The sequence below is a fragment of the Micrococcus sp. 140720015-1 genome, from assembly GCF_053627595.1.
On sequence record NZ_JBSEYC010000001.1, the window covers coordinates 338,244 to 362,049 of the forward strand.

General features: G+C 73.8%; 24 protein-coding genes and 2 tRNA genes. 11 read left to right on the top strand and 15 right to left on the bottom strand.

Annotation, left to right across the window (positions count from 1 at the left end; all coding sequences use genetic code 11):
* Positions 1-7: 7 nt before the first annotated feature.
* Positions 8-472 (bottom strand): hypothetical protein, encoded by a 465-nt coding sequence (locus ACUXPL_RS01550; protein ID WP_454181489.1) that lies wholly within the window; start codon positions 470-472, stop codon positions 8-10.
* 205 nt (positions 473-677) lie between these two features.
* On the bottom strand, positions 678-1,706 hold the full coding sequence (locus ACUXPL_RS01555) for a DNA-3-methyladenine glycosylase family protein (RefSeq protein WP_180536013.1): 1,029 nt from the start codon (positions 1,704-1,706) through the stop codon (positions 678-680).
* 162 nt (positions 1,707-1,868) lie between these two features.
* On the opposite strand from ACUXPL_RS01555, the gene ACUXPL_RS01560 reads away from it, so the two are divergent.
* From ACUXPL_RS01560 to ACUXPL_RS01570, 3 genes are all read left to right on the top strand, one after another.
* Positions 1,869-3,434, top strand: coding sequence for a pyridoxal-phosphate dependent enzyme (locus tag ACUXPL_RS01560; protein WP_454181900.1), 1,566 nt, complete (start codon positions 1,869-1,871; stop codon positions 3,432-3,434).
* Between the two features lie 62 nt (positions 3,435-3,496).
* Entirely contained in the window at positions 3,497-4,756 is a 1,260-nt protein-coding gene (locus ACUXPL_RS01565) for a cystathionine gamma-synthase (protein ID WP_454181491.1), read from the top strand.
* 121 nt (positions 4,757-4,877) lie between these two features.
* Positions 4,878-6,086 carry an amidohydrolase gene (locus tag ACUXPL_RS01570; protein ID WP_454181493.1) on the top strand — a complete coding sequence of 403 codons (1,209 nt, stop codon included), beginning with the start codon at positions 4,878-4,880 and terminating at the stop codon, positions 6,084-6,086.
* Between the two features lie 40 nt (positions 6,087-6,126).
* Here the strand turns inward: ACUXPL_RS01570 and ACUXPL_RS01575 are convergent, their stop codons facing one another.
* Entirely contained in the window at positions 6,127-6,756 is a 630-nt protein-coding gene (locus ACUXPL_RS01575; protein WP_454181496.1) for a hypothetical protein, read from the bottom strand.
* A 309-nt stretch (positions 6,757-7,065) separates the two neighbouring features.
* Between ACUXPL_RS01575 and ACUXPL_RS01580 the strand changes: the two genes are divergently transcribed.
* The 4 genes from ACUXPL_RS01580 (at position 7,066) to ACUXPL_RS01595 (ending at position 10,206) form a co-directional block, all read left to right on the top strand.
* Complete coding sequence (locus ACUXPL_RS01580) at positions 7,066-9,273, top strand: DEAD/DEAH box helicase (protein ID WP_454181498.1); 2,208 nt, start codon at positions 7,066-7,068, stop codon at positions 9,271-9,273.
* Positions 9,274-9,360: 87 nt separating this feature from the next.
* Positions 9,361-9,432 (top strand) — tRNA-Thr (locus ACUXPL_RS01585).
* A gap of 60 nt (positions 9,433-9,492) precedes the next feature.
* Positions 9,493-9,566, top strand: a tRNA-Met gene (locus ACUXPL_RS01590).
* A 334-nt stretch (positions 9,567-9,900) separates the two neighbouring features.
* Entirely contained in the window at positions 9,901-10,206 is a 306-nt protein-coding gene (locus tag ACUXPL_RS01595) for a hypothetical protein (RefSeq protein ID WP_255166717.1), read from the top strand.
* Positions 10,207-10,223: 17 nt separating this feature from the next.
* Here ACUXPL_RS01595 and ACUXPL_RS01600 read toward each other — a convergent pair whose 3' ends face one another.
* From ACUXPL_RS01600 to ACUXPL_RS01615, 4 genes are all read right to left on the bottom strand, one after another.
* Complete coding sequence (locus ACUXPL_RS01600) at positions 10,224-11,192, bottom strand: hypothetical protein (protein WP_255166716.1); 969 nt, start codon at positions 11,190-11,192, stop codon at positions 10,224-10,226.
* Between the two features lie 15 nt (positions 11,193-11,207).
* Positions 11,208-11,918: a GAP family protein gene (locus ACUXPL_RS01605; protein WP_255166714.1), complete on the bottom strand. Its 711-nt coding sequence runs from the start codon at positions 11,916-11,918 to the stop codon at positions 11,208-11,210.
* 205 nt (positions 11,919-12,123) lie between these two features.
* Complete coding sequence (locus ACUXPL_RS01610; RefSeq protein WP_255166712.1) at positions 12,124-12,822, bottom strand: SDR family oxidoreductase; 699 nt, start codon at positions 12,820-12,822, stop codon at positions 12,124-12,126.
* The gene (locus ACUXPL_RS01615; protein ID WP_255166710.1) at positions 12,819-14,066 is read right to left on the bottom strand and encodes a beta-ketoacyl-[acyl-carrier-protein] synthase family protein; all 1,248 of its coding nucleotides are present in this window, start codon (positions 14,064-14,066) and stop codon (positions 12,819-12,821) included. Before ACUXPL_RS01615 ends, ACUXPL_RS01610 begins: the two co-directional genes overlap by 4 nt.
* 693 nt (positions 14,067-14,759) lie before the next feature.
* On the opposite strand from ACUXPL_RS01615, the gene ACUXPL_RS01620 reads away from it, so the two are divergent.
* Genes ACUXPL_RS01620 through ACUXPL_RS01630 form a run of 3 tightly spaced genes read left to right on the top strand, consistent with a single transcriptional unit; the run spans position 14,760 to position 16,881 of the window.
* Complete coding sequence (locus tag ACUXPL_RS01620; RefSeq protein ID WP_255166709.1) at positions 14,760-15,221, top strand: FAS1-like dehydratase domain-containing protein; 462 nt, start codon at positions 14,760-14,762, stop codon at positions 15,219-15,221.
* Positions 15,218-15,718: a MaoC/PaaZ C-terminal domain-containing protein gene (locus ACUXPL_RS01625; RefSeq protein WP_255166707.1), complete on the top strand. Its 501-nt coding sequence runs from the start codon at positions 15,218-15,220 to the stop codon at positions 15,716-15,718. Before ACUXPL_RS01620 ends, ACUXPL_RS01625 begins: the two co-directional genes overlap by 4 nt.
* Positions 15,715-16,881: a UDP-N-acetylmuramate dehydrogenase gene (locus tag ACUXPL_RS01630; protein WP_255166705.1), complete on the top strand. Its 1,167-nt coding sequence runs from the start codon at positions 15,715-15,717 to the stop codon at positions 16,879-16,881. Before ACUXPL_RS01625 ends, ACUXPL_RS01630 begins: the two co-directional genes overlap by 4 nt.
* A 181-nt stretch (positions 16,882-17,062) precedes the next feature.
* On the opposite strand, the gene asd is transcribed toward ACUXPL_RS01630, so the two are convergent.
* The 8 genes from asd to mshD form a co-directional block, all read right to left on the bottom strand.
* Positions 17,063-18,235, bottom strand: a complete 1,173-nt coding sequence (asd, locus tag ACUXPL_RS01635; protein WP_454181502.1) for an aspartate-semialdehyde dehydrogenase — start codon at positions 18,233-18,235, stop codon at positions 17,063-17,065.
* A gap of 10 nt (positions 18,236-18,245) precedes the next feature.
* The gene (locus ACUXPL_RS01640) at positions 18,246-18,476 is read right to left on the bottom strand and encodes an NF038396 family protein (protein WP_454181504.1); all 231 of its coding nucleotides are present in this window, start codon (positions 18,474-18,476) and stop codon (positions 18,246-18,248) included.
* 1 nt (position 18,477) lies between these two features.
* Positions 18,478-19,038, bottom strand: a complete 561-nt coding sequence (locus ACUXPL_RS01645; protein ID WP_454181506.1) for a dihydrofolate reductase — start codon at positions 19,036-19,038, stop codon at positions 18,478-18,480.
* A gap of 22 nt (positions 19,039-19,060) precedes the next feature.
* Positions 19,061-19,891: a thymidylate synthase gene (locus ACUXPL_RS01650; protein WP_002854751.1), complete on the bottom strand. Its 831-nt coding sequence runs from the start codon at positions 19,889-19,891 to the stop codon at positions 19,061-19,063.
* A gap of 1 nt (position 19,892) precedes the next feature.
* Positions 19,893-20,186 (bottom strand): GntR family transcriptional regulator, encoded by a 294-nt coding sequence (locus ACUXPL_RS01655; protein WP_454181508.1) that lies wholly within the window; start codon positions 20,184-20,186, stop codon positions 19,893-19,895.
* A 5-nt stretch (positions 20,187-20,191) separates the two neighbouring features.
* Positions 20,192-20,548 carry a GNAT family N-acetyltransferase gene (locus tag ACUXPL_RS01660; protein ID WP_041103569.1) on the bottom strand — a complete coding sequence of 119 codons (357 nt, stop codon included), beginning with the start codon at positions 20,546-20,548 and terminating at the stop codon, positions 20,192-20,194.
* Between the two features lie 75 nt (positions 20,549-20,623).
* On the bottom strand, positions 20,624-21,634 hold the full coding sequence (locus ACUXPL_RS01665; RefSeq protein ID WP_454181510.1) for an NUDIX hydrolase: 1,011 nt from the start codon (positions 21,632-21,634) through the stop codon (positions 20,624-20,626).
* Positions 21,635-21,771: 137 nt separating this feature from the next.
* Positions 21,772-22,725, bottom strand: coding sequence for a mycothiol synthase (gene mshD, locus ACUXPL_RS01670; protein ID WP_454181512.1), 954 nt, complete (start codon positions 22,723-22,725; stop codon positions 21,772-21,774).
* A gap of 101 nt (positions 22,726-22,826) precedes the next feature.
* On the opposite strand from mshD, the gene ACUXPL_RS01675 reads away from it, so the two are divergent.
* On the top strand, positions 22,827-23,633 hold the full coding sequence (locus ACUXPL_RS01675) for a hypothetical protein (RefSeq protein ID WP_454181514.1): 807 nt from the start codon (positions 22,827-22,829) through the stop codon (positions 23,631-23,633).
* Positions 23,634-23,806 lie beyond the last annotated feature (173 nt).

Below are 23,806 nucleotides of genomic sequence, written 5' to 3' on the forward strand. Positions count from 1 at the left end.
GTCACCCTCAGGCGGCGGGCAGCGGGAACACGTCCCAGATGGTGCAGACCGCCTCGGGGGCGGCACCCAGGATCGCGGCACGGTACGTGGTCGACCACGCCCGCGGGTCGGCCTCGCGCAGGCGCCACGTGCCGTCCGTGAGCACCGCGTCCACGAACGCGGAGGTGTCGGCGGGGCTGCCGTCCTCGTGGACCAGGGGGCCGCGACGCAGGGCCTCACCCAGGTCGCCCGCCCGGCCGACGGCGTAGAGCGCGGTCTCGTCCGTGTCCAGCACGAGGCCGCAGTCCTCTTCGAAGGCGGTGATCCAGGCCATCGCGTGCCGCATGGCCTCGTCCGGGTCAGGATGGCGGGTCACGATGAGCACGGAGCCGCGCTCGCCCGGGCGCAGGGAGCCGGGCGTGCCGGGACCGTGCGGGTCGGGCTCGCGCGGGGCGGCGGCGGTGTGCGGGCGGGGCTCGAAGGCGGTGGTCATGGCGGTCTCCTCCCGGGTGGGGACTCATCAGGGTCTCGGCGGCGCCGCGCCGGTCGGGGCGGCATCGCCCACGCTAGGAATCCGGGGCGGGCGGCCGGCTGGACCCGGCCGGGGCTGGGGAGGACACGCCGGGAGCCGCGGCCTGTGCAGGAGTGGAGGGGTCGCGCGGACGCGCCGGCACGGCCCCGGCCGACCCGGCGTCGCGTCAGTGGGCGCGGTGGTCGGCCGGGGCGAGCTTGGGTCCGAACGCCTGCTTGCGCTCTCCGGAGAGCCCGATCATCCGCACCACCCGCTGCCGGTGCCCGGCCCACGGCGCGAGCAGGCGGAGCATCCCGGCGTCGTCGGTCCGGCGTCCGGTGAGGACCTGCCCCACGTACTGCGCCAGGTGGTAGTCGCCCACGGAGACGAGGTCCGCCGCCCCGTGGCTGCGCTGCAGCGCCTCGGCCGTGGTCCACGGCCCGATCCCGGGCACCGACTCCAGGCGCCGGGCCAGCGCGGCCACCCCGGCCGTGTCCCCGGGGGCGACCGCGTCGCCGAGCCGGTCGATGCTCGCGGCCCGCCGGGCGACCTCCAGCACGGTCCGCGACTGGGAGGGCTGCACCCAGGCCCGCGCGTGCCAGTCCCACGAGGGGATCCGCAGGACGGCGGCCGGGGTCGGGGGCGGCAGCATCCCCGGCGGCACCGGGCCGGGGGCGGGCCCGTCGCCGTCGATCCGGGCGGCCAGCCGCACGAGGGTGCGCCAGCCGTGCCGCGCCTGGTCGTGGGTGACTTTCTGCTCGAGCACGGCGGTGAGCAGCTGCCGGGACAGCGCGCCCGCCGCCGGCAGCCGCAGCCCGGCCTGCGTCCGCCGCGCCTCGCGCACGTGCCGCGGCAGCGCGGGTGCGCCGGAGTCCGGCCGCAGCAGGGCGTCGAAGGCGCCCCAGCCGTCGTCGTGCAGGCCGAGCAGGCGCTCCAGGCCGGCGACGGCGGCGCTCGCGCCCGCGCCCCACGCGCGGGCCGTCACCGCGGTGCCGCCCCCTGTGGACTCCCGGGCGCCGGAGACCAGCAGCGACGTCGGCCGGCCCGGCCCGCCGGGCGCCGCGTCCGGGGCGGGGGAGCGCAGAGTGAGCCAGACGCCCTGCGGTGTGGCGCGGACCGTGGGGTCGGCCGCGCCGCGCTGCAGGGGGCGCAGGGTGAGCGCGACGTCAACGAGGACGGGCACGCGCACGCGGCGCACGGCGTCCGGGGCGGTCATGCCCGCACCGTACACCCGGGCCCGGACAGGACGACGTCGACCGTGACGGCGCGCACGCCGGGCGTTGCCCCGCGTGTCCGGAGCCCTCCTCCCGTGTCCGGCCGCTGGCGTAGCGTGGGGTGCGTGACTGAACAGACCCCCGCGCCCACCCCTGCGCAGCCCATGCAGTATGCCGAGAACGTCCTCGAGCTGATCGGGCACACCCCGCTCGTGAAGCTGCACTCCGTGACGGAGGGCATCGAGGCCACCGTGCTGGTGAAGGTCGAGTACCTGAACCCCGGTGGCTCCGTGAAGGACCGCATCGCGCTGAAGATGATCGAGGAGGCCGAGCGCGAGGGCCTTCTCGGCCCGGGCGGCACCGTCGTGGAGCCCACCTCGGGCAACACGGGCGTGGGGCTGGCCCTGGTCTCGCAGCTCAAGGGCTACCGCACCGTGTTCGTCACCCCGGACAAGGTGGGTCAGGAGAAGCGGGACGTGCTCAGCGCGTACGGCGCCGAGCTCGTCGTCACGCCCACCGCCGTGGACCCGACGTCCGAGGAGTCCTACTACGGGGTCGCCGACCGCCTCGTGCGGGAGATCCCCGGGGCCTATCAGCCCAACCAGTTCTTCAACCCCGCCGCCCCGGCCTCCCACTACGAGACCACCGGCCCGGAGATCTGGGAGGACACGGCCGGCCGCGTCACCCACGTCGTGATGGGCGCCGGCACGGGCGGCACCATCACGGGTACCGGCCGCTACCTCAAGGAGGTCTCGGCGGACCGCCCGTCCGGTCCCGTCCGCGTGATCGGCGCGGACCCCAGCGGCTCGGTGTACTCCGGCGGCGCCGGCCGGCCCTACTTCGTCGAGGGCGTCGGCGAGGACATGTGGGTGGACAACTACGACCCCGCGGTCCCGGACGAGGTCATCGCCGTCGAGGACGCCGACGCCCTGGCCATGACCCGCCGCCTCGCCGCCGAGGAGGGCCTGCTCGTGGGCGGCTCCTCCGGCCTGGCCGTCGTCGCCGGCCTGCGCGCCGCGCGCGAGCTCGGCCCGCAGGACGTCATGGTGATCGTGCTGCCCGACTCGGGCCGCGGCTACCTCGCCAAGATCTTCAACGACCCGTGGATGGACGAGCGCGGCTTCGACTACGACGTCCGCGAGACCGTGCTGCCGGCGTGGGCGCGCGGGCGCACCCGCTCGGCGGTCCCGCAGACGGACGACGACGGCGCCACGGGGGCCGCCGGCGGGGTCGGCACGCCCGTCGAGGCGCTCGAGCACGCCGACGCCGAGCCGGCGACCCGTGCGGACGCCCCCGCTCAGGCCGACCGCTGGTCCGCGACGGCGGGGGAGCTGCTGGCCGAGAAGGCCGACCTGTTCCCCGGCTCCGTGCCCACCCTCGTCACCGCGGCCCCGACCACCTCGGTGGCGGACGCCGTCGCGACCATGAACCGGTACGGCGTGGACGCGCTGCCCGTGGTCCTCGAGCCCCGGCACGACCTGCGGATCGGCGAGGTCCGCGGCACCGTCTCCGCGGCCGCGCTCGCGGACGCCCTCGCCGCGGGGCGGGCCACCGCGCAGACCCCCGTGGCCGACGTCATGGGCCCCGTGCTGCCCTGCCTGGGGGCGCGCACCCCGCTGCGCGCCGTCGCCCGCCGCCTCGCCCAGGACCCCGTGCTGCTGGTGCTCGAGGCCGGCCGCGTCCAGGGCGTCGTCACCCTGCACGACGTCCTCGCCCACGTCACCGCCTGAGGCCCGGCCGCACCGGCCGCGCCCGTCCCACCCGACCCGATCTCTCCGAGGAGGCTCCCGAGATGACCGAGCAGAACGTCCACGAGGACCCGCACGCCACCACCCCCGACACCGGCGCCGAAGACGCCGCCGCCCACCCCCGGGGGGGAGGCTTCGGCACGCGCGCCGTGCACGCGGGCCAGCACCTGGATGAGGTGTTCGGCGCCGTCGTCCCGCCGATCCACCTCTCGAGCACGTACGCGCCGACGGCCGTCGGTGAGCTGCGGCGCGGCTACGACTACGGCCGCGGCACCAACCCCACCCGGGACGCGCTGCAGGAGCAGCTGGCCGCGCTCGAGGCCGGCGTCGACGAGTCCGGCGCGCCCCGGGCCACCGGCCTCACGTTCGCCTCCGGCCTGGCCGCGGAGACCGCGCTGATCATGGGCGCGGGCCGGCCGGGCATGACGATCGTGCTCGGCAACGACGTGTACGGCGGCTCGTACCGCCTCATCTCCCGCGTGCTCGCCCCGTGGGGTGTGGAGCACGTCGTCGTGGACATGGGGGACGCCGAGCAGGTCGCCGCCGCCGTCGAGCGCGCCGCCGCCACGGGACCGGTCATGGTGTGGCTGGAGACCCCGTCCAACCCGATGATGAAGATCTCCGACGTCGCCACGGTCGCCGAGGCGGCCCACGCGCACGGCGCCCTGCTCGTGGTGGACAACACCTTCGCGACGCCGTACCTGCAGTCCCCGATCGCCCTCGGCGCGGACGTGGTGGTGCACTCCACCACGAAGTACATCGGCGGACACTCGGACGTGATCGGCGGGGCGCTCGTGATCCCGGACGCCGCACTCGCCGAGCAGGTGAAGTTCCAGCAGTTCGCGGCGGGGGCCGTGAACGGGCCCATGGACGCGTACCTGACCACGCGCGGCCTCAAGACGCTCGGGGTGCGCATGGACCGCCACCAGGCCAACGCCCAGGCCGTCGCCGAGTGGCTCACCGGCCGCGCGGAGGTCTCCCAGGTGCTGTACCCGGGGCTGCCGGACCACCCCGGCCATGAGCTCGCGCAGCGCCAGATGCGCGGTTTCGGCGGAATGGTCTCGCTCCGCCTGGCCGGCGGCGCCGCGGCGGCCCGCCGCGTGGCCGAGTCGACCCGCCTGTTCCAGCTCGCCGAGTCCCTGGGCGGCATCGAGTCGCTGATGAACTACCCGGCGGAGATGACCCACGCCTCCGTGGCCGGCACCGAGCTGGCCGTCCCGGACGACCTGCTGCGCCTGTCGGTGGGCATCGAGGACGCCGAGGACCTCGTGGCGGACCTGGAGCGGGCTCTGGGCAGCCTCTGACCCGCCGACGTCCGTATAAGAGGTTTGGGGGCGGTTTTGGGCGGTATCCGACGCGGATACCACCCGAAACCGCCCCCAAAGCGCACGGGCGGGGAGCACCGGGCGGCGTAGTGTGACGGGCATGACCCTCACCGCCTTCGTCAACGCCCACGTCGTCCCCGTCGCCGCCGAGCCGTTCGACGGCACCCTGCTCGTCGAGGACGGCCGGATCACCGCGCTCGGTCCCGACGTCGAGGCGCCCGGCGACGCCGAGGTGGTGGACTGCGAGGGACGCTGGCTGCTGCCCGGCTTCGTGGACGCGCACGTCCACCTCGGCATGCACGCCGAGGGCGAGGTCGGTGCCACCGCGGACGTCAACGAGATGACGGACCCCGTGATGGCCGGGGTGCGGGCGATCGACGCCGTCGACCCGAACGAGCCGGGCTGGAAGGACGCCCTGGCCGGCGGCGTGACCACCGTGAACGTGAACCCCGGCTCGGGCAACCCGATCGGCGGCCAGGCGGTGGCGCTGCACACCCACGGACGCACCGTGGACGAGATGGTGCTGCGCAGCCCCTCGGGCGTGAAGTCCGCCCTCGGCGAGAACCCCAAGAACGTCTACAAGGAGAAGGGCCGCACCCCGTCCACGCGGCTGGGCACCGCCCTCGTGATCCGCGAGGCGTTCCTGCGGGCGCAGGGCTACATGGCCCGACGCGCGGAGGCCGAACGCGAGGACAAGCCCTTCACCCGCGACCCCCACCTCGACGCCCTCGCCCTCGTCCTGGAGCGCACGATCCCCTGGCGCCAGCACTGCCACCGCACCGACGACGTCGCCACCGCCCTGCGCCTGGCCGACGAGTTCGGCTACGACCTCGTCCTGGACCACGGCACCGAGGCGCACCCGCTGGCCGACCAGCTCGCGGCCCGCGGCGTGCCGGTGCTGATCGGCCCGCTGTTCACCACCAAGTCCAAGCCGGAGCTGCGGGGTCGCTCGATGCGCAACCCGGGGCGTCTGGCGCGGGCCGGCGTCGAGATCAGCATCATCACCGACCACCCGGTGGTGCCCATCGACTTCCTCGTCTACCAGGCCGCGCTGTCGGTGAAGGAGGGCCTGGACCGGGAGACCGCCCTGCGCGCCATCACCCTCCATCCCGCGCGCGTGCTGGGGTTGGACGACCGCATCGGCTCCCTCGAGGTGGGCAAGGACGCCGACCTCGTGCTCTGGTCCGGCGACCCGCTCGATGTCATGCAGCGGGCCCTGCGCGTGTGGATCGGCGGCCGTCAGGTCATGGAGTACGACCTCGCCACGGCCCGGCCCGTCGTCGCCTCCGCCCGTCCCGTGGAGGACTGAGCGGCGTCGCCTCCCGGCGGCGGGGGCGGGACGCCCGGGCTCAGCGCCGCACGCGCGAGCGCACGGGCGGCAGCCAGACGAGCGCGGCGCCCAGGAGCATCACGACGGCGAGGATGATCAGCAGACCGTTGGCCCGCAGGAACGCGGGGGCGGCCAGCAGGACGGCGATGAACGTCAGGGTCCCGATCGCCGAACGACGGCGGCGCAGCAGACCGATCCAGCCCCACAGGGACGCCGCGGCCAGCAGGGCGACGGCGGTGCCCATCGTGAACTGCCCCGTCGTGCCGCCCAGCACGCCCACCGACTCCATGCCGGTGAGCGGATCGATGACGGGCTCGCCGCTGTCCTGTGCGCGGGCCCCGTTCCAGATGAACGCGCCTGCGATGCCGACCAGCACCACGGTGACCGCGAGCCAGTAGATGCGCGCGACCTTCAGGAGCGGGTGGACGAGGCCGGCGTCGGACTCGGCCGCGTCCCGCTCAGCCAGGTCGCGCTCGCGGTCCGCGCGGCGCCGTTCCAGGCGCTCCTCGTCCTCGGCGGTGAGGCGGGCGCGCTCGGCGCGCAGCCGTGCGTCGTCGGCCCGCTGATTCTCCCGGAAGGACTGGGCGGCGCGGCCGGCGGCCCGGCCGAGCCCGCGGGCGAGGGGACGGTCTTCGCTGTTCTGGGGCACGTGCCGAGCCTATCGTCCCGGCCGGTGAGCGACCGGGGTGTCCGAGGGCACAGCCCGGTCCGGGGTCCGGTGGCGTAGACTGGGCTGACCGGATCCGGTCTCTCCCCCTGTGATGAGTGAGCGTGGACGCGTGTGCCACGCCGGACTGCAGATGTCTGTGCAGATGTGTGTGCGGGCCACGAACGTCGTGGCCCTCGGGGGCTGCCGGGTGGACGGAATCATCTGACCCAGCTGGCCCCTGCGCCCCACGACGTCGACCCGCGACCGACGTCCTCCGGCGTGCGCCCGCGCATCCCCACAGGAGGACCCATGTCCGACATCCTCGATCCCCAGACCACCGCCGAGGCCGCCCCCGAGCTCGCCGAGGCGGAGCAGGAGGCCACCGGGACCGTCCCGCAGGTCGACGCCGCCGAGCCCGCCGCCCCCGAGGCCCCGGCCGAGCCCGCCGGCCCCACCTTCCTGGACCTCGGCCTGGACGCCCGCGTGCTGGCCGCCGTCGAGGACCTGGGCTACACCCGCCCCTCGCCGATCCAGGAGGCGACCATCCCGCTGCTGCTGGACGGCCGCGACGTCGTGGGCCTGGCCCAGACGGGCACCGGCAAGACCGGCGCGTTCGCGCTGCCGGCCCTGTCCCGCCTCGCCGAGACCACGGACGTGACCGGGCGCGCGGACACCCCGCAGGTGCTCGTCCTCGCCCCGACCCGCGAGCTCGCCCTCCAGGTGGCCGACGCCTTCGACAGCTACGCCAAGCACCTCGACGACGTCTCCGTGCTCGCCGTCTACGGCGGCTCCCCGTACGGCCCGCAGCTGGCCGGACTGCGCCGGGGCGCGCAGGTCGTCGTCGGCACGCCGGGACGTGTGATCGACCACCTCGAGCGCGGCTCCCTCGACCTGTCCGACCTGCAGACCCTCGTGCTGGACGAGGCCGACGAGATGCTGCGCATGGGCTTCGCCGAGGAGGTGGACCGCATCCTCGCCTCCACCCCGGACACCAAGCAGACCGCGCTGTTCTCCGCCACCATGCCGCCGGCCATCCGCCGCATCTCCGCGCAGTACCTGAACGCGCCGGAGGAGGTGGCCGTCGCGCGCCAGTCGACGACGTCCGCCACCATCCGCCAGCGCTACCTGCAGGTGGGCCACCAGTGGAAGATCGAGGCGCTGACCCGCATCCTCGAGACCGAGGACCACGACGGCGTGATCGCCTTCGTGCGCACCCGCGCCGGCACCGAGGAGCTCGCCCAGAAGCTCAACCGCGCCGGGTTCAAGGCCGTCGCCATCTCCGGCGACATCGCCCAGAAGCAGCGCGAGAAGACCGTGGAGGACCTCAAGGCCGGTCGCGTGGACATCCTCGTGGCCACGGACGTGGCCGCCCGCGGCCTGGACGTGGAGCGCATCTCCCTGGTGGTGAACTACGACATCCCGCAGGACGCCGAGTCCTACGTGCACCGCATCGGCCGCACCGGCCGCGCCGGCCGCACCGGCGACGCCGTGCTGTTCATGACCCCGCGCGAGCGCTTCCTGCTCAAGCAGATCGAGCGCACCACCCGCCAGCAGGTCGAGGAGATGGCCGTGCCCTCCGTGACCGACGTCAACGCGGCCCGCAAGCGCCGCTTCGCCGACGGCATCACCCGCACCCTCGAGCGCGCCTCCGAGGAGGAGCTGGCCGTGTTCGGCGAGATCGTCGCCGCGTACGTGGAGGAGCACGGCGCCGAGCCGGCCCGCGTCGCCGCGGCCCTGGGCATGATGGCCCAGGGCGGGCGCCCGCTGCTGGCCAAGGAGCAGGAGATCCCGACCGGTCCCCGGGGCCGCAAGGACCGCGACGGCGGCCGTGAGGGCGGGCGCGACGGCCGCCGGGACCGCGGCGCCTCGGACGGGCGCGGCTCGCGCGGCCCGGCCCGCGAGCCCGCGGCCGGCAACGCGACGTACTGGATCGCCGTCGGGCACCAGGACCGCGTGCGCCCGGGCAACATCGTGGGCGCGCTGGCCAACGAGGTGGGCCTGCCCGCCTCGGCCATCGGCGCGATCGACCTGCGCGGCAACCACTCGCTCGTCGAGCTGCCCGCGGACCTGAGCCCGGCCCAGCTCGAGGCCGCGGCCAACACCGAGATCAACGGCCGCCGCCTGGGCATGCGCAAGGACACGGGCCGCCCGACCCGCGCCGAGCGCGACGACGAGGGCCGCGGCGACGACCGTCGCGGCGGGTTCCGCAAGGACCGCGGGGACCGCGGCGGCTTCCGCAAGGACCGCGACGGCGGCCACCGCGGCGGGTTCCGCAAGGACCGGGACGACCGGGGCGAGCGCGGGGGCTTCCGCAAAGACCGGGACGACCGGGGCGGGTTCCGTGGCGACCGCGAGGAGCGCGGCGATCGCGGCGGGTTCCGCAAGGACCGCGACGAGCGTGGCGGCTTCCGCAAGGACCGCGACGACCGCGGGGGCTTCCGCGGCGGCAAGGCCGGCGGCGGCCGCAAGCCCCGCTGGGGCGCCCAGGAGCGGACCGACCGCGGCGCGCGTCGCTGACGCCGGCGGGGTGCGGGCCCTGCCGCAGGAGGACCCCGGCGCCGATTTTGCATCGGTCCGGGGGCCCTGGTAGAGTCTCACCTCGTTGCCCCGATAGCTCAGTGGTAGAGCGCCATCTTGGTAAGATGGAGGTCCCGGGATCGATTCCCGGTCGGGGCTCTGACATGAGAGCCCGCCCTCGCGGCGTGAAAACCGTGAGAGCGGGCGTTCTCGTGTCGTGGCGGCGTAGCTCAGCTGGTTAGAGCGCACGACTCATAATCGTGAGGTCGGGGGATCGAGTCCCCCCGCCGCTACAGCGAACGGAAGGACCCGGTCACCTCCTCGGAGGGGCCGGGTCCTTCTGCGTTCCCGGGCCGCGTGCGGCCCCGTCGTCGTCGGCCCCGCCGCGTCCGCGCCGTTTCCCCAGCCCGCGCCCGGCGCCCCCGGCCCTCGTCGTCGCCGTCGCCGCACTTTCGGGGCCGAATCCGACTTTCCCCGCACCTTCAGGGCCGAATCCGACGCTCCCGACGCCCCCAGGCCCCTGGTGGGTCGAAGTCCGCCCACACAGTCCTGGGTGGGTCCGATTCGGCCCGCAAAGCACCCCGCCCTCCGCCGACCCCGCCCCGCCGGCGCGGTAGCCTGGCGGGCATGTCCTCGCGCCGCCCCTCCTCGCAGCACCGCCCCGCCCCCCGCCCGTTCGGGGCCGACCGCGCCGCCGGCTTCGTCTCCCCGTGGGAGAACGGCTCCCACCTCTACAAGGGGCTCGTCCTGACCGGCTCGGCCCTGTTCCTGATCGGCATCGTGCTCGCGGTGGTGGGGGCCACGACGTCGCAACTCGCCGTCTCCTGGACGGCGCTGGGGATCCTGGGGCTCGGCGTCGTCGTGCACCTGAGCGCGCAGTTGGTGCGCTTCCGCCAGGCCGCCCGCCGGCAGGTCGACACGACCAGCGGGTGAAGGGGGGACAAACCTGCTCAGAGGGGCCCCGACGACTCCGCGTCGGCGTCGTCCTCGGCGTCCTTCTCCAGCGAGGTCCACAAGCGTCGCAGAACGCCGGCGGTGTCGCGGCCCTCTCCCATGGCGGCGGCGCCGAACAGGCTGACCACGGCGCGGCGGGGTGCATGCGCGGCGAGGCCGACCACGCGGGCGGACCGGGGGCCACCGGCGCCGACGGCGATCGCGAGGGCGCAGGCGAACGCCGGGCCGTCGAGCGCGGCGAGGCGTTCCAACGTCAGCCTGTCGAGCCTCGCTCCCACCTCCTCGAGACGGGCTCGCGCATCCGCCCCCGACATGAATCGGCACAGATAGAGGTAGGAGTTGTAGCCACCGCTGCGACCGTCCTCACGCACCGAGCGGACGTCGTCGACGATGTCCAGGGCGGCCAGCGCAGGGGAGAGGGCATCGACCACGGCGTCAGCCGTGTGCTCCTCATGACCCGCGCATAGAAGGACGACACGCAACTGCAACCTGAGATCAGAGGACCGCAGGCGGATGATCTCCTCCCAGGTGGAGGCGGAGGGCGGGGCCGTGAGAGCGAGGGACTCCGTGGCGAACAGGTCCCGCAGGTCCTCGATGTCGGCCAGAGCGGCCGCGGTGTCGCAGTCGATCTCCGCGAGCAGTCGGCGCATGACGTCGGGCGACGATGAGGGGCGAGGCCCCCGTCCGGCGGCCTGGTCCTCTTCGACCTGCTCGTCCCATGCGTAGAGTGCGCTCTCCAGCAGGAGGCAGAACGAGCGCATGACAGCCACTTCGGACTCCCTCATCCCGGCCGCCCGCGCGAAGCGCTCGACACCTGCGCAAGCGCGGGCGGCCTTCACGAGGTCGTATCCCGTCAGGGCGATCGTCTTCCACCACTCGGGCGGTGTGACGGGATCGGTGAACCGAGGTCCGAAGCCCAGCCGGGCGAATCGGTCGCCGGCCGTGGCGTCGTGGAGTTCAGGCATGAGGCCTCCCGAATGCTAGAGGGGGAGCAGTGCGGTCTGGACCGGCCGGAGACCGAAGTACTCGAGGCGCGCCAGCGCATCGAACGTGAGGATGAGGCCGATCAGGAACACGATGGTGAGGATCAAGCCGCGGCCGGTGTCCTGGAAGCGCTGCGCGTTGCGTTCCGCCCAGGGGCGGATGCGTTCCCCGAGGGCCGCCGCGGCCCCTCCGATCACGAGGACGGGCGCCACCGTGACGAGACTGTAGGCCGCCAGGATGACCAGCCACTCTGCGGGCTGGAGCGACGCCTGAGTCAGCATGCCGATGGCGGCCAGGTAGGGGAGGGCGCTCGTGAGCTCGATCGTCGTCACGGCGAGACCGAGGACGAACAGTCCCCAGCCGGACCGGTCCAAGGTGGGCGCCCGGCGCCGACGGGGACGGGTGGGCAGCGTGCCGCCCACCACGAGCAGGACGACGCCGATGCACAGCTGGATGATGTCGATCGTGCGCTCCGGGACCGAGGTCGCGATGGCCGTCAGCGCGACCTGCAGACCCAGCATGAGGAGGATTCCCACCACGAACATGGACACGGCGATGCCGGCTGCGTAGGCGCCCACGTGCCTCATGAGGATTCCCGGCCGGCCCAGGCGTCGCAACGACAACAACAAGGCGACGGTGATCGCCGATGGATTGAGACTGTCCAGGACAGCCAGGCCGGCGATGGCTGCGAGGAGGGACCAGGTCATCGTCCACCCCCCGCGGCCGGACCGGGGAAGGGCCCTGCTCCGGCCATGTCACAGCGCAGGATCGGGGAGAAGCCTGCCGCCGTGTTCCGGCGCCGGGTGAGCGACCGGGTGGCCTCGGGGGACAGCCCGCGGGGACGACGGGCACCGTGGGGGCGGTGGATCCGAACGGCAGGACCCACCTGGCGAAGTCGGTATGACACGGCGATCACAACCCCATGCTGAGACCGCCGTCGACGGCGACGACGGCCCCGGTCATGTATGAGGCGGCGTCTGACAGGAGGAACGCGATGACGGCCGCGACCTCGTCCGGGGCGCCCAGGCGCCGCATCGGCGTGGCCTCGAGCGTCTCAGCGAGGACGTCGGGCGGCAGGGTGTCAGCCATGGCCGTGCCGATCAACCCCGGGGCGACGATGTTCACGCGAATGCCGGCGCGCACCGATTCTCGCGCGAGAGAGCGGCCGAAGCCGATGAGCCCCGCCTTGCTGGCCGCGTAGTTCGCCTGTCCGGCTCCACCGATCCCGGCGGCCGTGCTGGAGACCAGGACGACGGCGCCGTTCCGGGACCGCAAGAGTGGGCGCAGAGCGGCCTGGGCCACGCGGAAGCTGCCGTTCAGGTTCGTGTCGACGACCTGTTCGAACTGCCCGGGGCGCATGCGCAGGATGAGATCGTCGTCAAGCGTGCCGGCGTTGAGGACGAGTCCGTCCAGGCCGCCGAGGGTCTGCACGGCGCTCTCCACCGCATGTCGACAGGAGTCGGGGTCGGTCAGGTCCATGGGCACGAAAGGGATCTCGCCGACGCCGTCCGGGTGGCGTGACGTCCCCATCACCTCGTGTCCCTGGGCGCGCAGCAGGGCTGCCGTGGCACTTCCGATCCCCCCCGACGCGCCGGTCACGAGCACCTTCATGACGCGCGCCGCAGGACGATCGAGGCGTTGTGCCCGCCGAAACCGAATGAGTTGGACATGGCGCCTCTGATGTCCGCGGCCCGGGACTCAGGGACGAGGTCGTAGTCGGGGAACTCCGGATCGGCCAGGTTGATGGTCGGCAGGAGTGTGCCGCGGCGGACCATGAGGCTTGTCAGGACGGCCTCCAGGACGCCGGCCGCTCCGAGCAGATGCCCGGTCATCGACTTCGTGGAGCTGATGGGCATGGACAGTGCCCGCTGGCCGAAGACGTTCGTGATCGCCTGCAGCTCGTTCGCGTCGTTGAGCTCGGTGCCGGTCCCGTGGGCGTTCACGTAGTCGATCTGATCCGGCTCCATCGAGGCGTCGCTCAGCGCATCGCGCATGGCTGCGCTCGTGCCTCGCCCGGCGGGGTCCGGCGCCGTCATGTGATGACCGTCAGTGGAGGCCCCGTATCCGGCCAGCTCCACGATCGGCGTCCGCCCCCACGACTCGGCGGTCTCCTCGGCCTCCAGGAGCACGGCTGCCGCACCGGCCGCCACCACGAAGCCGGACCGGTCGCGCGAGAAGGGGCGGCAGGCACCCTGCGGATCGTCGTTCCAAGCGGTCGTCAAGGCTCGGGTATTGGCGGTGGCGGAGATGTCCTGGCGATTGAGCGAGGACTCCGCCCCCACGACCAGCACGGAGTCGAGGTACCCGTGACGGATGGCCCGCAGCGCCTCGCCGAGGGCGATGGTGCCCGTCGCACACGCGGCGGAGAGCGCGTAGCTCGCCCCGTGGATGCCGTACTCGATGCTGAGGTGCGCTCCCACGATGTCGGGCGAGCCGTAGATCGCGAGGTGCGGCGGCAGGGCCCGCGGGCCACGGGCGTCGAGGGTCCGAGTGCCGTCCTGGTTGATCTTGGAGGGGCCATAACCTGTCGCCGTGGTGACGCCCATGCGATCCGTGTCGATCCGCAGGACGCCGTCGTCGAGGCATCCGCTGCTGCGCAGGGCCTCCTGGGCCGCGGCGATGCCGTACCAGGCGTGCGTGTCGTGACGTCGGGCGTCCTGGTAGCTCATGTAGTCCTGAGGATCGAAGCCTCGGACCTGCCCGCCGATCGTCACGCGCATGCCGTCGAGGTCGACGTCTTCGAGGCGACCGATGCCACTCGCGCCCTGCACCGCGTTGGTCCAGGTCTCATCCAGGGTATTGCCCAGCGGGGTCACGGCGCCGAGGCCGGTGACCATCACCTTCCTGTTCGTCATGACAACGGCTCCGATCGTTGGTAGGGGACTGTCTGAGGGCTGGCCGGGCAGGCTCGCCCGGAGGGCGCCGGGCAGGTGGCCGATACTCCTACGGGCACCATTGAAGGCACAAGTGAAGTGTTCATGACCCTGGGTGACCACTGCTCTTGGCGGATGGAGTCGAGACGATTGATTCCCGCGCATATGACGGCAGAATGGCAGGAATGATTCGCCTTGCGAATCTGAATCAACGCTGACGTGGACCGTTCAGCCGCGGACCGGGGGCACGTGCCTCTCCCTCTGGAAGCGGCCATGGGTCCGGTCATGCGGACATCCCCGGCGTGCGGAAAGGATGCGGTCGACCCGGGCAGCCGTCAGGCTCGAGGATGACCGATGCCGGAGCGCGCCGGCCATCGCGGGCTGGATCCCCGTCGCAGACCTGGCGCCGGCTCATGTTCAGCATTTCCCCTCCGAGTCGCACATGGTCGATTCCCGTTTCGACGCAGTCAACGGACCGGCATGAGTTCCTGGACCCCTCCAGTTCACCCGTGCTTGATGCTTCCGTCATTATGACCCTAGGCGACGAACAACCGAAGGTCAACGATCTTCGTGAATGCCCGTCTCGGCGCGGATCCAACGACGCCATTCACCGTCCTTGCGCGAGTGTAGGCTCGGCATGGAGCAGACCCTGGCCGTCACCGTCGAGGAGATCCCATGTCCGTCAACCCCGGCATCGCAGGCCGGTGCTATCCGCCGAGCCCGCCCTATCACGTGGGACGAGAGATGATCCGCGCCTTCGCTCAGGCCGTGTGGGCAGACGACCCCGCTCATCACGACCTCGACGCCGCGCGGAGGCACGGTTATGGGGACCTCGTGGCGCCGCCCACCTTCGTCATCTCCGTATCGCAGCGGGTGGAGTTCGGGACGGTGGTGGCGGATCCGGAGGCCGGGATCGACTTCTCCCGGGTGCTTCACGCGGATCAACGGTTCACGCACGTGAGGCCGATCGTCGCCGGGGACGCGCTCTCGGTCGCGGTCGAGGTCTCGTCGGTGCGTCGCCTCGGGGGCAATGACATGGTGGGCATCCGGTCCACGGTGACGGACGCCTCCGGTGAGACCGTCGCCGTCGTGTCGTCGACGATGCTGGTGCGCGGGGAGGAAGGAGAGGCGCGATGACTCGTATCGCCAGGACCGACATCTCGGTGGGGGACTCCATCGGCCATCGGGTGATCCGTCTCACCCGGGCGGACCTCATCCGCTACGCCGCGGCGTCTCGAGACCACAATCCCATCCACTGGTCCGAGACGTTCGCCACGCGGGTGGGCCTGCCTGGCGTGATCGCGCACGGGATGCTCACCATGGGCGCGGCCGCGGGGCTGGTGGCCGAGTGGGCCGGTGACCCCGGGGCGATCGTGGACTACCAGACCCGGTTCACCGGCATGGTGCCGGTCGCCGACACCACGGGCGATGTCGACGACGACGGGGAGCCGATCCCCGGCGCCACGCTGGAGGTGTCGGGAAGGATCGGCGCCGTGGACGAGGCCGCCGGGACCGTGCGCATCGACCTGAGCGTCTCCAGTCCCGAAGCCGAGAAGCCGCGCGTGCTGACCAAGGCCCAGGCCGTGGTCCGCCTCGCCGCGCCCGCCGCGCAGCCCGCGGGGGAGTCCGCATGAGCGAGCGCCTGGCCGAGCACACCACCACCCGCGTCGGCGGGCCCGCCCGCGCGTGGGTGACCGCCCGCACCGAGGCCGAGGCCGTCGAGGCCGTCCGCGCGGCGGACGCCGCCGGCGAGCCGGTGTTCGTGCTCGGCGGCGGGTCGAACACCCTGATGGCCGACGCCGGGTTCCCGGGCACCGTGGTGCGCCTGGCGTTCGACGGGATCGAGGTCCTGGACGGCGGCGCGGACGCCGACGGCGGGGACCACGCGGGCGAGGCCGTCGTCGTGCGGATCGCCGCCGGCCACCCGTGGGACGACGCCGTCGCCTGGACGGTGGAGCACGGCCTCGGCGGGATCGAGGCCCTCTCGGGCATCCCCGGCTCCGCCGGCGCGACCCCCGTGCAGAACGTGGGCGCGTACGGGGCGGACGTGTCCCAGGTGCTCGTGTCCCTGCGCGCGTGGGACCGCGAGTCCGGGGCGGTCGTGGAGCTGACGCCGGCGGACCTGGCGTTCGGCTACCGCGACTCGGTGATCAAGCGCTCCATGCTCGAGACCGGCGCCCCGAGCCCGCGCTGGATCGTGCTGTCCATCGACCTGCGGCTGCGCCGCGCCTCCGCCGCCGTCGAGCCCACCGCCCCCGTGCGGTACGGGCAGCTGGCCAGCGCCCTGGACGTCGAGGAGGGGACCCACGCCCCGCTGGCCGTCGTGCGCCGCGAGGTCCTGGCCCTGCGCGCCGCCAAGGGCATGGTCTCGGACCCGGACGACCCGGACACGTGGTCCACGGGCAGCTACTTCACCAACCCGATCGTGCCGGCCGCGGTGCGGGCCTCCCTGCCGGAGGGCGCCCCGGCGTTCGCGGCCGGCCACGCTGACGACGGCACGCCGCTCGTGAAGCTCTCGGCGGCCTGGCTGATCGACCACGCCGGCTTCGCCAAGGGGTTCGGCCTGCCGGACGTGGCGCCCCGCGAGGGCGGCCCGGACGGCCGCGGCGCGGACGGCGCCGGACTGGCCGGGGGCCGCGCGTCGGTGTCCACGAAGCACACCCTCGCCATGACCAACCGCGGAGACGCGTCCACGGAGGACGTCCTGGCGATCGCGCGCACCGTGCGCGACGGCGTCAAGGCGCGCTTCGGCGTCGACCTCCACCCCGAGCCCATGATCATCGGCACGTCCCTCTGAACCCCGGGCACCTTCGTTCGGGGAACGGGAGCCTCCCCGAACACCTCTGAACGAGGAACGGGAGGCCCGTCACCGGGCCTCCCGTCTCCCGAACGAAGGCGTCCCCCGAAGCTCCCGTCTCCCGAACGAAGGCGTCCCCCGAAGCTCCCGTCTCCCGAACGAAGGCGGGGGCTTGGGCGGCTCAGAGGTTGCCGGTCGCGATCATCAGCATGCGACGCACGGGCTCGGCCGCGCCCCACAGGAGCTGGTCGCCCACGGTGAAGGCCGAGAGGTACTCCGGGCCCATGTTCAGCTTGCGCAGCCGGCCCACGGGGATGGTCAGGGTGCCGGTGGCGGCGATCGGCGTCAGCTGCGCCACCGAGGCCTCCTTGGTGTTCGGCACGACGCGCACCCACTCGTTGTCCGCGGCGATGATCTGCTCGACCTCGTCCAGCGGCACGTCCTGGGTGAGCTTGAGGGTGAGGGCCTGCGAGTGGGAGCGCATGGCGCCGATCCGCACGCACAGCGAGTCGAACGGGATCCGGTCCGCCCCGGTCAGCCCGAGCACCTTGTTGGTCTCGTCGTAGGCCTTGCGCTCCTCGCGGGAGACGCCGTCGCCCAGGTCGGAGTCGATCCAGGGGATCAGCGAACCGCCCAGCGGCACGCCGAACTGCGTCGAGTCCAGGCCGCCGCGCTGCAGCTCGATCACCTTGCGGTCGATCTCGAGGATCGCCGACGCCGGATCGGCCAGCTCGGCCCGCACCGCGCCGCCCAGCTCGGCGTACTGGGTGAGCAGCTCGCGCATGTGCCGGGCGCCGCCGCCGGAAGCCGCCTGGTAGGTCATGGCGGTGCCCCACTCGACCAGGCCCGCCTTGAACAGGCCACCCAGGCCCATGAGCATGCAGGAGACGGTGCAGTTGCCGCCGATGAAGTCCTTCGTCCCGTTCGCCAGGGCGGCGTCGATCACGCCGCGGTTCACGGGGTCCAGTGCGATCACGGAGGTGTCCGCCATGCGCAGGGTGGAGGCGGCGTCGATCCAGATGCCGTCCCAGCCGGCGGCGCGCAGCTTCGGGTACACGGCCTGCGTGTAGTCCCCGCCCTGCGCGGTGAGGATCACGGGCAGGGCCTTGAGTGCGTCCACGTCGTACGCGTCCTGGAGCACGCCCGGGTCGCCGGCCATGCCCTCGAGCACGGGCGCGGGGCCGCCGGCGTTGGACGTGGAGAAGAAGACGGGATGGACGCGGGCGAAGTCGCCCTCCTCGGCCATGCGCTGCAGGAGGACGGACCCCACCATGCCGCGCCAGCCGACCAGGCCCACGGTGGGCACGGCGGCCGCGTCGGGGGCGTTCACAGATGCGGGGGCAGCGGAAGTCATGCCCTCCAGGCTAGCGGCCCTGCTGCGCGCGCTTCCGCTTGTTCCACGCGATGAAACCGCCCACGGCGAACACCTGGGTCAGCACGAGCAGGAACACCAGGCCGGCGAGGGTCTTGCCCTGCAGCACGAGGATCAGCCCGAACACGGCGCACACGAACGCCAGCACGGGCAGGGCGACGAGCGCGAGGAACGTGACCGCCTGCGGGGAGAGCAGACGCTGGTCGTAGTCGGTCGGGGCCATGTCAGTCGCGTTCCCATCGTTCGAAGCGGTGGCGCGGGCCGGAGGCGGAGTCCAGCCACGCGTCGGGGGCGGGGTCGACGGCGGTGCGCCGCCAGCGGGCGTCGAGCGGCGGGGCGTGCGTGTCGCCGTCGACGTCGGCGTCGATCACGGTCACCTCGGCGCGCGAGGCCACGTCGAGGGCCTGCTCGTAGAGCGTCGCCCCGCCGATCACCCATACGGTGTCACAGCCGTCGGCCTCGGCCGCGGCGGCCAGGGCCGCCCCGAAGTCCGGCACGACGACGGCGCCCGCGGCCCGCAGCTCCGCGCCGGCCTCCTCGGTGGCCGTCAGGGTGCGGGAGACCACGATGTTCGTGCGCCCGGGCAGCGGGCGGAAGCGCGCCGGGAACGACTCCCACGTGCGCCGGCCCATGATCACGGGGTGGCCGTGCGTGTGGGCCCGGAAGTGCGCGAGGTCCTCGGGGACGTGCCACGGCATGGTGCCGTCGCGGCCGATGACGCGCTCGGGGGTCTGGGCCCAGATCATGGCGATCACGGGCTCGGTGGGACGGGGGGCCCGGCTCATGGGGTCGCTGCGCATCCTCGGCTCAGACGGCGATCGGCGCCGTGATGGTGGGGTGGTGACGGTAGTCGAGGACCTCGAAGTCCTCGTAGTCGTAGTCGAAGATCGACGCGGGGGTGCGCCGCAGCCGCAGCCGCGGGTACGGGTACGGCTCGCGGGAGAGCTGCTCGCGCACCTGCTCCTCGTGGTTCGCGTAGATGTGCACGTCCCCGCCAGTCCACACGAACTCGCCGGGAGTCAGCCCGGTCTGCTGCGCGACCATCACCGTGAGCAGCGCGTACGAGGCGATGTTGAACGGCACGCCGAGGAACAGGTCCGCCGAGCGCTGGTAGAGCTGGCATGAGAGCCGCCCGGGGGCGCCGTCCTGACCGGGGGAGACGTAGAACTGGAACAGCGCGTGGCACGGCGGCAGCGCCATCTCGTCCACCTCGGCGGGGTTCCACGCGGTGACGATGTGCCGGCGCGAGTCGGGGTTCGTCCGGATCTGCTCCACGACCTTGGCGATCTGGTCGATGTGGCCCCCGTCCGGGGTGGGCCACGAGCGCCACTGCACGCCGTAGACGGGGCCGAGCTCGCCGTCCTCGTCCGCCCACTCGTTCCAGATCCGCACGCCGCGCTCCTGGAGCCACCGCACGTTCGAGTCCCCGCGCAGGAACCACAGCAGCTCGAGCGCGACCGACTTGAAGTGCACGCGCTTGGTGGTGATCAGCGGGAAGGACTCGGCCAGGTCGAAGCGCAGCTGGCGGCCGAACACGCTGCGCGTGCCTGTGCCGGTCCGGTCCGTCTTGACGGCCCCGTGGGCCATCACGTCGGCGAGGAGGTCCTCGTAGGGGGTCGGGATGCTCACCCGGCCCACTCTAGCGATCCGAGCGGACGCGCTGAGCGTCGTCGACGGCCCGGCGCAGGCGGGCCGCATCCCAGCCCGCGGCCCGGGCCAGGGCCACAGCGCGCTCGACGGCGGCGCCCACCGCGGCGTCGTCCGGGGCGGGTGGGGCGTCGGCCACCACGGTGCCCTTGCCGCGCGCCGTGTGCACGACGCCGGCCGCCTCGAGCTCGCGGTAGGCGCGCACCACGGTGTTGGGGGCGATGCCGAGGTCGCCCGCGAGGGCCCGGACGGAGGGGAGGCGGGTGCCGGCGGGACAGGCCCACACCCCGGTCAGCCGTGGAACACCATGTCCTGGTACTCGGGGTAACGGCGCAGGTAGTCCTCCACGTAGGAGCACTCGGGCACGATCCGGTCACCCTCCGCGCGCAGCCGGTCCAGGACCATGGTCACGAGGGCGCGGGCGTAGCCGCGGCGGCCGAACTGCTCGTCGATGATGGTGTGCTGCAGGCGCAGGACCACGGTGTCCTCGCCGTCCGCGCCGCGCACGGTCTCCTGGTCGTAGCCGAGGAACCCGATGAACGTCCCGTCCTGGCGCAGCTCGAAGCGCTGACGGTCCGGGTCCCGGGTCACCGTGAGGCGTTCGTGGACGATCTTCTCGGGCTGGCTCTGGGCGGCGGTGTTCTCCATGACCCGAGCCTAGGGCCGGGGGCGGGCCCGCTCAACGGTGGCCCGGTCGCGCGGGCCGAGGCCGGCGCGGGCGGCTCAGTCGTCCCAGGGGTCGTAGACCTCGACGGCCACCACGTCGCCGTCGAGGTCGAGCGCGCGGTGCGCCACGAGCACGGCGCCGGGCCGCAGCCACGGATCCTCGGTCGGCAGGGCCCGCAGCACGCGGTCCGTCCGGCCGGCGGCCGCGTCCTCGACCACCTCGAACAGCGTCGGCAGCACCGGCCGGTGCGTGCACACGACCAGGGGCCGGGAGCGGCCCATGAGCTCGGCCATCACCTTGCGGGTCTTCTTGGGCTTCTCCCGGGCCGTGGTCTCCGTGAACGCGCCCTTGGTCTTCAGCGCCAGCCGGCTGGACTTCACGAGCGGGGCCAGCGTCTCCACGCAGCGGCGCCACGGGGAGGAGACCAGCCGCTCCGGCCGCCAGGCCGCCACGAGGCCCTCGACGGCGAGCGCCTGCCGCCGGCCCGTCGCCGCCAGCGGACGCTCCTGCTCGGCGCGGGACCACGAGGAGCGGGGCTTGGCCTTGGCGTGGCGCAGCACCAGCAGCGGCACGGTCCGCAGGCGCCCCCGGGAGGCGGCACGCAGCAGCAGGTCGAGCGGTTCGCGATCCGAGTCGTTCGTCAGCAGCTGCCGGGCCTCGTCCGGCCCGACCCAGCGGACCTCGTCCACCTCGTCGCCGTCGGGGAGGGCGCGCTGGCCGTCGACCTCGGCGGCCCAGTACCAGACCTCCTTGCTCTGACGTGCGCCCCGCTTGCCGGGCACCTCGTACGCGGTCACGCACAGCGGGATGCCCGGCCGCAGCTCGAGGCCGACCTCCTCGCGCAGCTCGCGCACCGCGCACTCCGGCAGGGTCTCACCCGGATCGAGCTTGCCCTTGGGCCACGACCAGTCGTCGTAGCGGGGCCGGTGGATCACCATCACCTCGAGGCCGCCGGGCACGCGGCGCCACGGCAGCATGCCGGCGGCCAGCACCTCGGCGCGGGGGCCTTCCGAGACACGGTCCTCCGTGGACCAGCGGGCGACGCGGTCGGCGTGGGACGAGGGCATGGGGCGGGTTCCTCTCGGGTGCGGCGGCCGCGACGACTGCTGGGGCAGGACACGGGGCGTGGCCGACCCCGCGGGGGCCGGCCCCACCAGGATACGAGGCCGCCGGGATGTGCCCGACCGGCTCCCGCCCGAGGGTCTCAGGGGCGGCGGTACTGGGCGTCGGCGGCGAACAGCTCGAAGCCGAGGGACGCGTAGAGCGCGACGGCGGCCGTGTTGTCCGCGTCCACGTACAGGTCCACGACGTCGACCCCCTGCCCCGCCATCCGGTGCAGCCCCGCCAGGGTCAGGGCCCGGCCGAGGCCGAGGCCCTGGGCGTCGGGGGAGACGCCCACGGCGTACACCTCCCCGACGCGCGGGCCGTCGCCTCCGACATCCGGCTCCACCTTCGTCCAGTGGAAGCCGAGCAGCCGCCCGTCCGCCTCGCGGGCGGCGAGCAGGAGGCCGTCGGCGTCGAACCAGTCCTCCGCCATGCGGTCGTCGAGGTCGGCGCGGGTCAGGCTGCCCTGTTCGGGGTGCTCCGCGAAGGCGGCGGCGTTCACGTCCAGCCACGCCTGCTCGTCCCGGCCGGGGACGAAGCCGCGCAGGGCCACCCCGTCGGCGAGCCGCACCTCCGGCAGGGCGGCGAGCGCCGCGTGCGACAGGCGCATCCGGCGCAGCTCGCGGACGGGCTCGAGGCCGTGCCGCCGGGCGAGCCGGACCGCCCCCGGGAGCATGCCGTGGGCCCAGACGCTCGTGGTCTCCTCCCGCGCCAGGTCTCGGACCGCGGCGGCCGCGGCGTCGGCCAGGACCGACCCCCGTCCGGTGCGGCGTGCGGACGGGTCGACGACGAGCTCGAGCACGGCCGCCGCGCCCTCGGGCACGAGCACGGCCGCCCCGTCGATCGCCCCGTCGGGGCCCCGGGTGGCCCCCCACCAGAGCTGCCCGCCGCGGGCGAGCAGCACGCGCGTCTGGTCCGACAGCGGGGGATGACCGTCCGCCGCCCCGGCGCGGTCGGCCAGGTCCAGGACGGCGGACGCCTCCTCCGGGCGCGGGGTGACGACGCGCGGCATGCCGTCGGCGTCGGAGGTCGTGGGGGCGGGGTGTTCGGCCATGCCGGCCACCCTACGGAAGGAGGACGGTGGCCCGCGAGGTGCGCCCCGCCGTCACCCGCCCAGGGCCGAGCCGGTGCGCACCTGGCAGGATGGGGCAGGTGATGCGCTTGTCCATGGCCCTGAGTGCGGCCGTCGCCGCCCTCGTCCTGGGCGGCTCCGCGCTGCTGGGCCCGGTCCCCGCCGCCCTCGCCGCCGCCGTCGTGATCCTGGTCATCGCCTGGGGCTGGCCGCGGCAGATGGGGGCGCCCGCGCGCCTCTCGCTCAGCGTCACCCTGGCCGTCGCCGGGGGCGTCGCGGTGCTGCTCATGCTGCTGTGGCCGCCGCTCGAGGACGGGCGCAACGGGGCCTGGACGCTCTTCGAGCCGCTCGCCGTCGTCGTCGCCTGGAGCACCATGGCCTCGTTCGTCGTCCAGCTGGTGCGCGGGACCGGCCGGCCGCTGCGCCTCGAGTCCACCGTCGCCACGATGGGCGGGGCGTTCATGGCCGTCGTGACGGCGTGCTGGGTGGCCGTCTCGCGCTGGACCGACACCCCCGCGGTCGCCGGGCTGGTCATCACGCTGGCGGTCACGGTGGCCGCGGTCTGCCTCGTCGGCCTCACCCCGTGGATGCAGGGCCGGCCGGGAGTCCTGGCGCTCGTCGTCATCCCCCTCGGCACGGTGCTCGCGTGGCCCGTCTCGGCGCTGGCCGGCGTGGGCGCCCAGGACCGGCCGGCCGTCACGGCAGCGGCGCTCGCGGTGGCCGTGCTCGTGTCCCTGACCGCCGCCACGGCGCCGTCGTCGCGACCCCGGCCCGAGGACCGGCCGGTGGGCACCACCCTGCGCCCGCGCCGGGCGGGCTACGCCCTCGCGTTGGCGCCGGTGGGGGCAGCCGGCGTCGTGGCGCACGTCATGGTGGGCTTCCTGGCCTGACAGGTCGGGCCCGCTCGGTAGGATGTCCCGCATGGATACCCTTCTTGCGCTCGAGATCTTCTTCCTGGCCCTCGTGGTCCTGGCCGGCCTGGGCATGGCCGCCGTCGCCGCGGTCGTCATCAGCGGCCTCTTCAAGGGCCAGCGCTGAGGACGCGCGGCCCGCTGGCGGGCCG

Coding starts and splice junctions, on each gene's coding strand:
- ACUXPL_RS01550 (WP_454181489.1), bottom strand. CDS start 472: ATGACCACCGCCTTCGAGCCCCGCCCGCACACCGCCGCCGCCCCGCGC.
- ACUXPL_RS01555 (WP_180536013.1), bottom strand. CDS start 1,706: ATGACCGCCCCGGACGCCGTGCGCCGCGTGCGCGTGCCCGTCCTCGTT.
- ACUXPL_RS01560 (WP_454181900.1), top strand. CDS start 1,869: ATGCAGTATGCCGAGAACGTCCTCGAGCTGATCGGGCACACCCCGCTC.
- ACUXPL_RS01565 (WP_454181491.1), top strand. CDS start 3,497: ATGACCGAGCAGAACGTCCACGAGGACCCGCACGCCACCACCCCCGAC.
- ACUXPL_RS01570 (WP_454181493.1), top strand. CDS start 4,878: ATGACCCTCACCGCCTTCGTCAACGCCCACGTCGTCCCCGTCGCCGCC.
- ACUXPL_RS01580 (WP_454181498.1), top strand. CDS start 7,066: ATGTCCGACATCCTCGATCCCCAGACCACCGCCGAGGCCGCCCCCGAG.
- ACUXPL_RS01595 (WP_255166717.1), top strand. CDS start 9,901: ATGTCCTCGCGCCGCCCCTCCTCGCAGCACCGCCCCGCCCCCCGCCCG.
- ACUXPL_RS01600 (WP_255166716.1), bottom strand. CDS start 11,192: ATGCCTGAACTCCACGACGCCACGGCCGGCGACCGATTCGCCCGGCTG.
- ACUXPL_RS01605 (WP_255166714.1), bottom strand. CDS start 11,918: ATGACCTGGTCCCTCCTCGCAGCCATCGCCGGCCTGGCTGTCCTGGAC.
- ACUXPL_RS01610 (WP_255166712.1), bottom strand. CDS start 12,822: ATGAAGGTGCTCGTGACCGGCGCGTCGGGGGGGATCGGAAGTGCCACG.
- ACUXPL_RS01615 (WP_255166710.1), bottom strand. CDS start 14,066: ATGACGAACAGGAAGGTGATGGTCACCGGCCTCGGCGCCGTGACCCCG.
- ACUXPL_RS01620 (WP_255166709.1), top strand. CDS start 14,760: ATGTCCGTCAACCCCGGCATCGCAGGCCGGTGCTATCCGCCGAGCCCG.
- ACUXPL_RS01625 (WP_255166707.1), top strand. CDS start 15,218: ATGACTCGTATCGCCAGGACCGACATCTCGGTGGGGGACTCCATCGGC.
- ACUXPL_RS01630 (WP_255166705.1), top strand. CDS start 15,715: ATGAGCGAGCGCCTGGCCGAGCACACCACCACCCGCGTCGGCGGGCCC.
- asd (WP_454181502.1), bottom strand. CDS start 18,235: ATGACTTCCGCTGCCCCCGCATCTGTGAACGCCCCCGACGCGGCCGCC.
- ACUXPL_RS01640 (WP_454181504.1), bottom strand. CDS start 18,476: ATGGCCCCGACCGACTACGACCAGCGTCTGCTCTCCCCGCAGGCGGTC.
- ACUXPL_RS01645 (WP_454181506.1), bottom strand. CDS start 19,038: ATGAGCCGGGCCCCCCGTCCCACCGAGCCCGTGATCGCCATGATCTGG.
- ACUXPL_RS01660 (WP_041103569.1), bottom strand. CDS start 20,548: ATGGAGAACACCGCCGCCCAGAGCCAGCCCGAGAAGATCGTCCACGAA.
- ACUXPL_RS01665 (WP_454181510.1), bottom strand. CDS start 21,634: ATGCCCTCGTCCCACGCCGACCGCGTCGCCCGCTGGTCCACGGAGGAC.
- mshD (WP_454181512.1), bottom strand. CDS start 22,725: ATGGCCGAACACCCCGCCCCCACGACCTCCGACGCCGACGGCATGCCG.
- ACUXPL_RS01675 (WP_454181514.1), top strand. CDS start 22,827: ATGCGCTTGTCCATGGCCCTGAGTGCGGCCGTCGCCGCCCTCGTCCTG.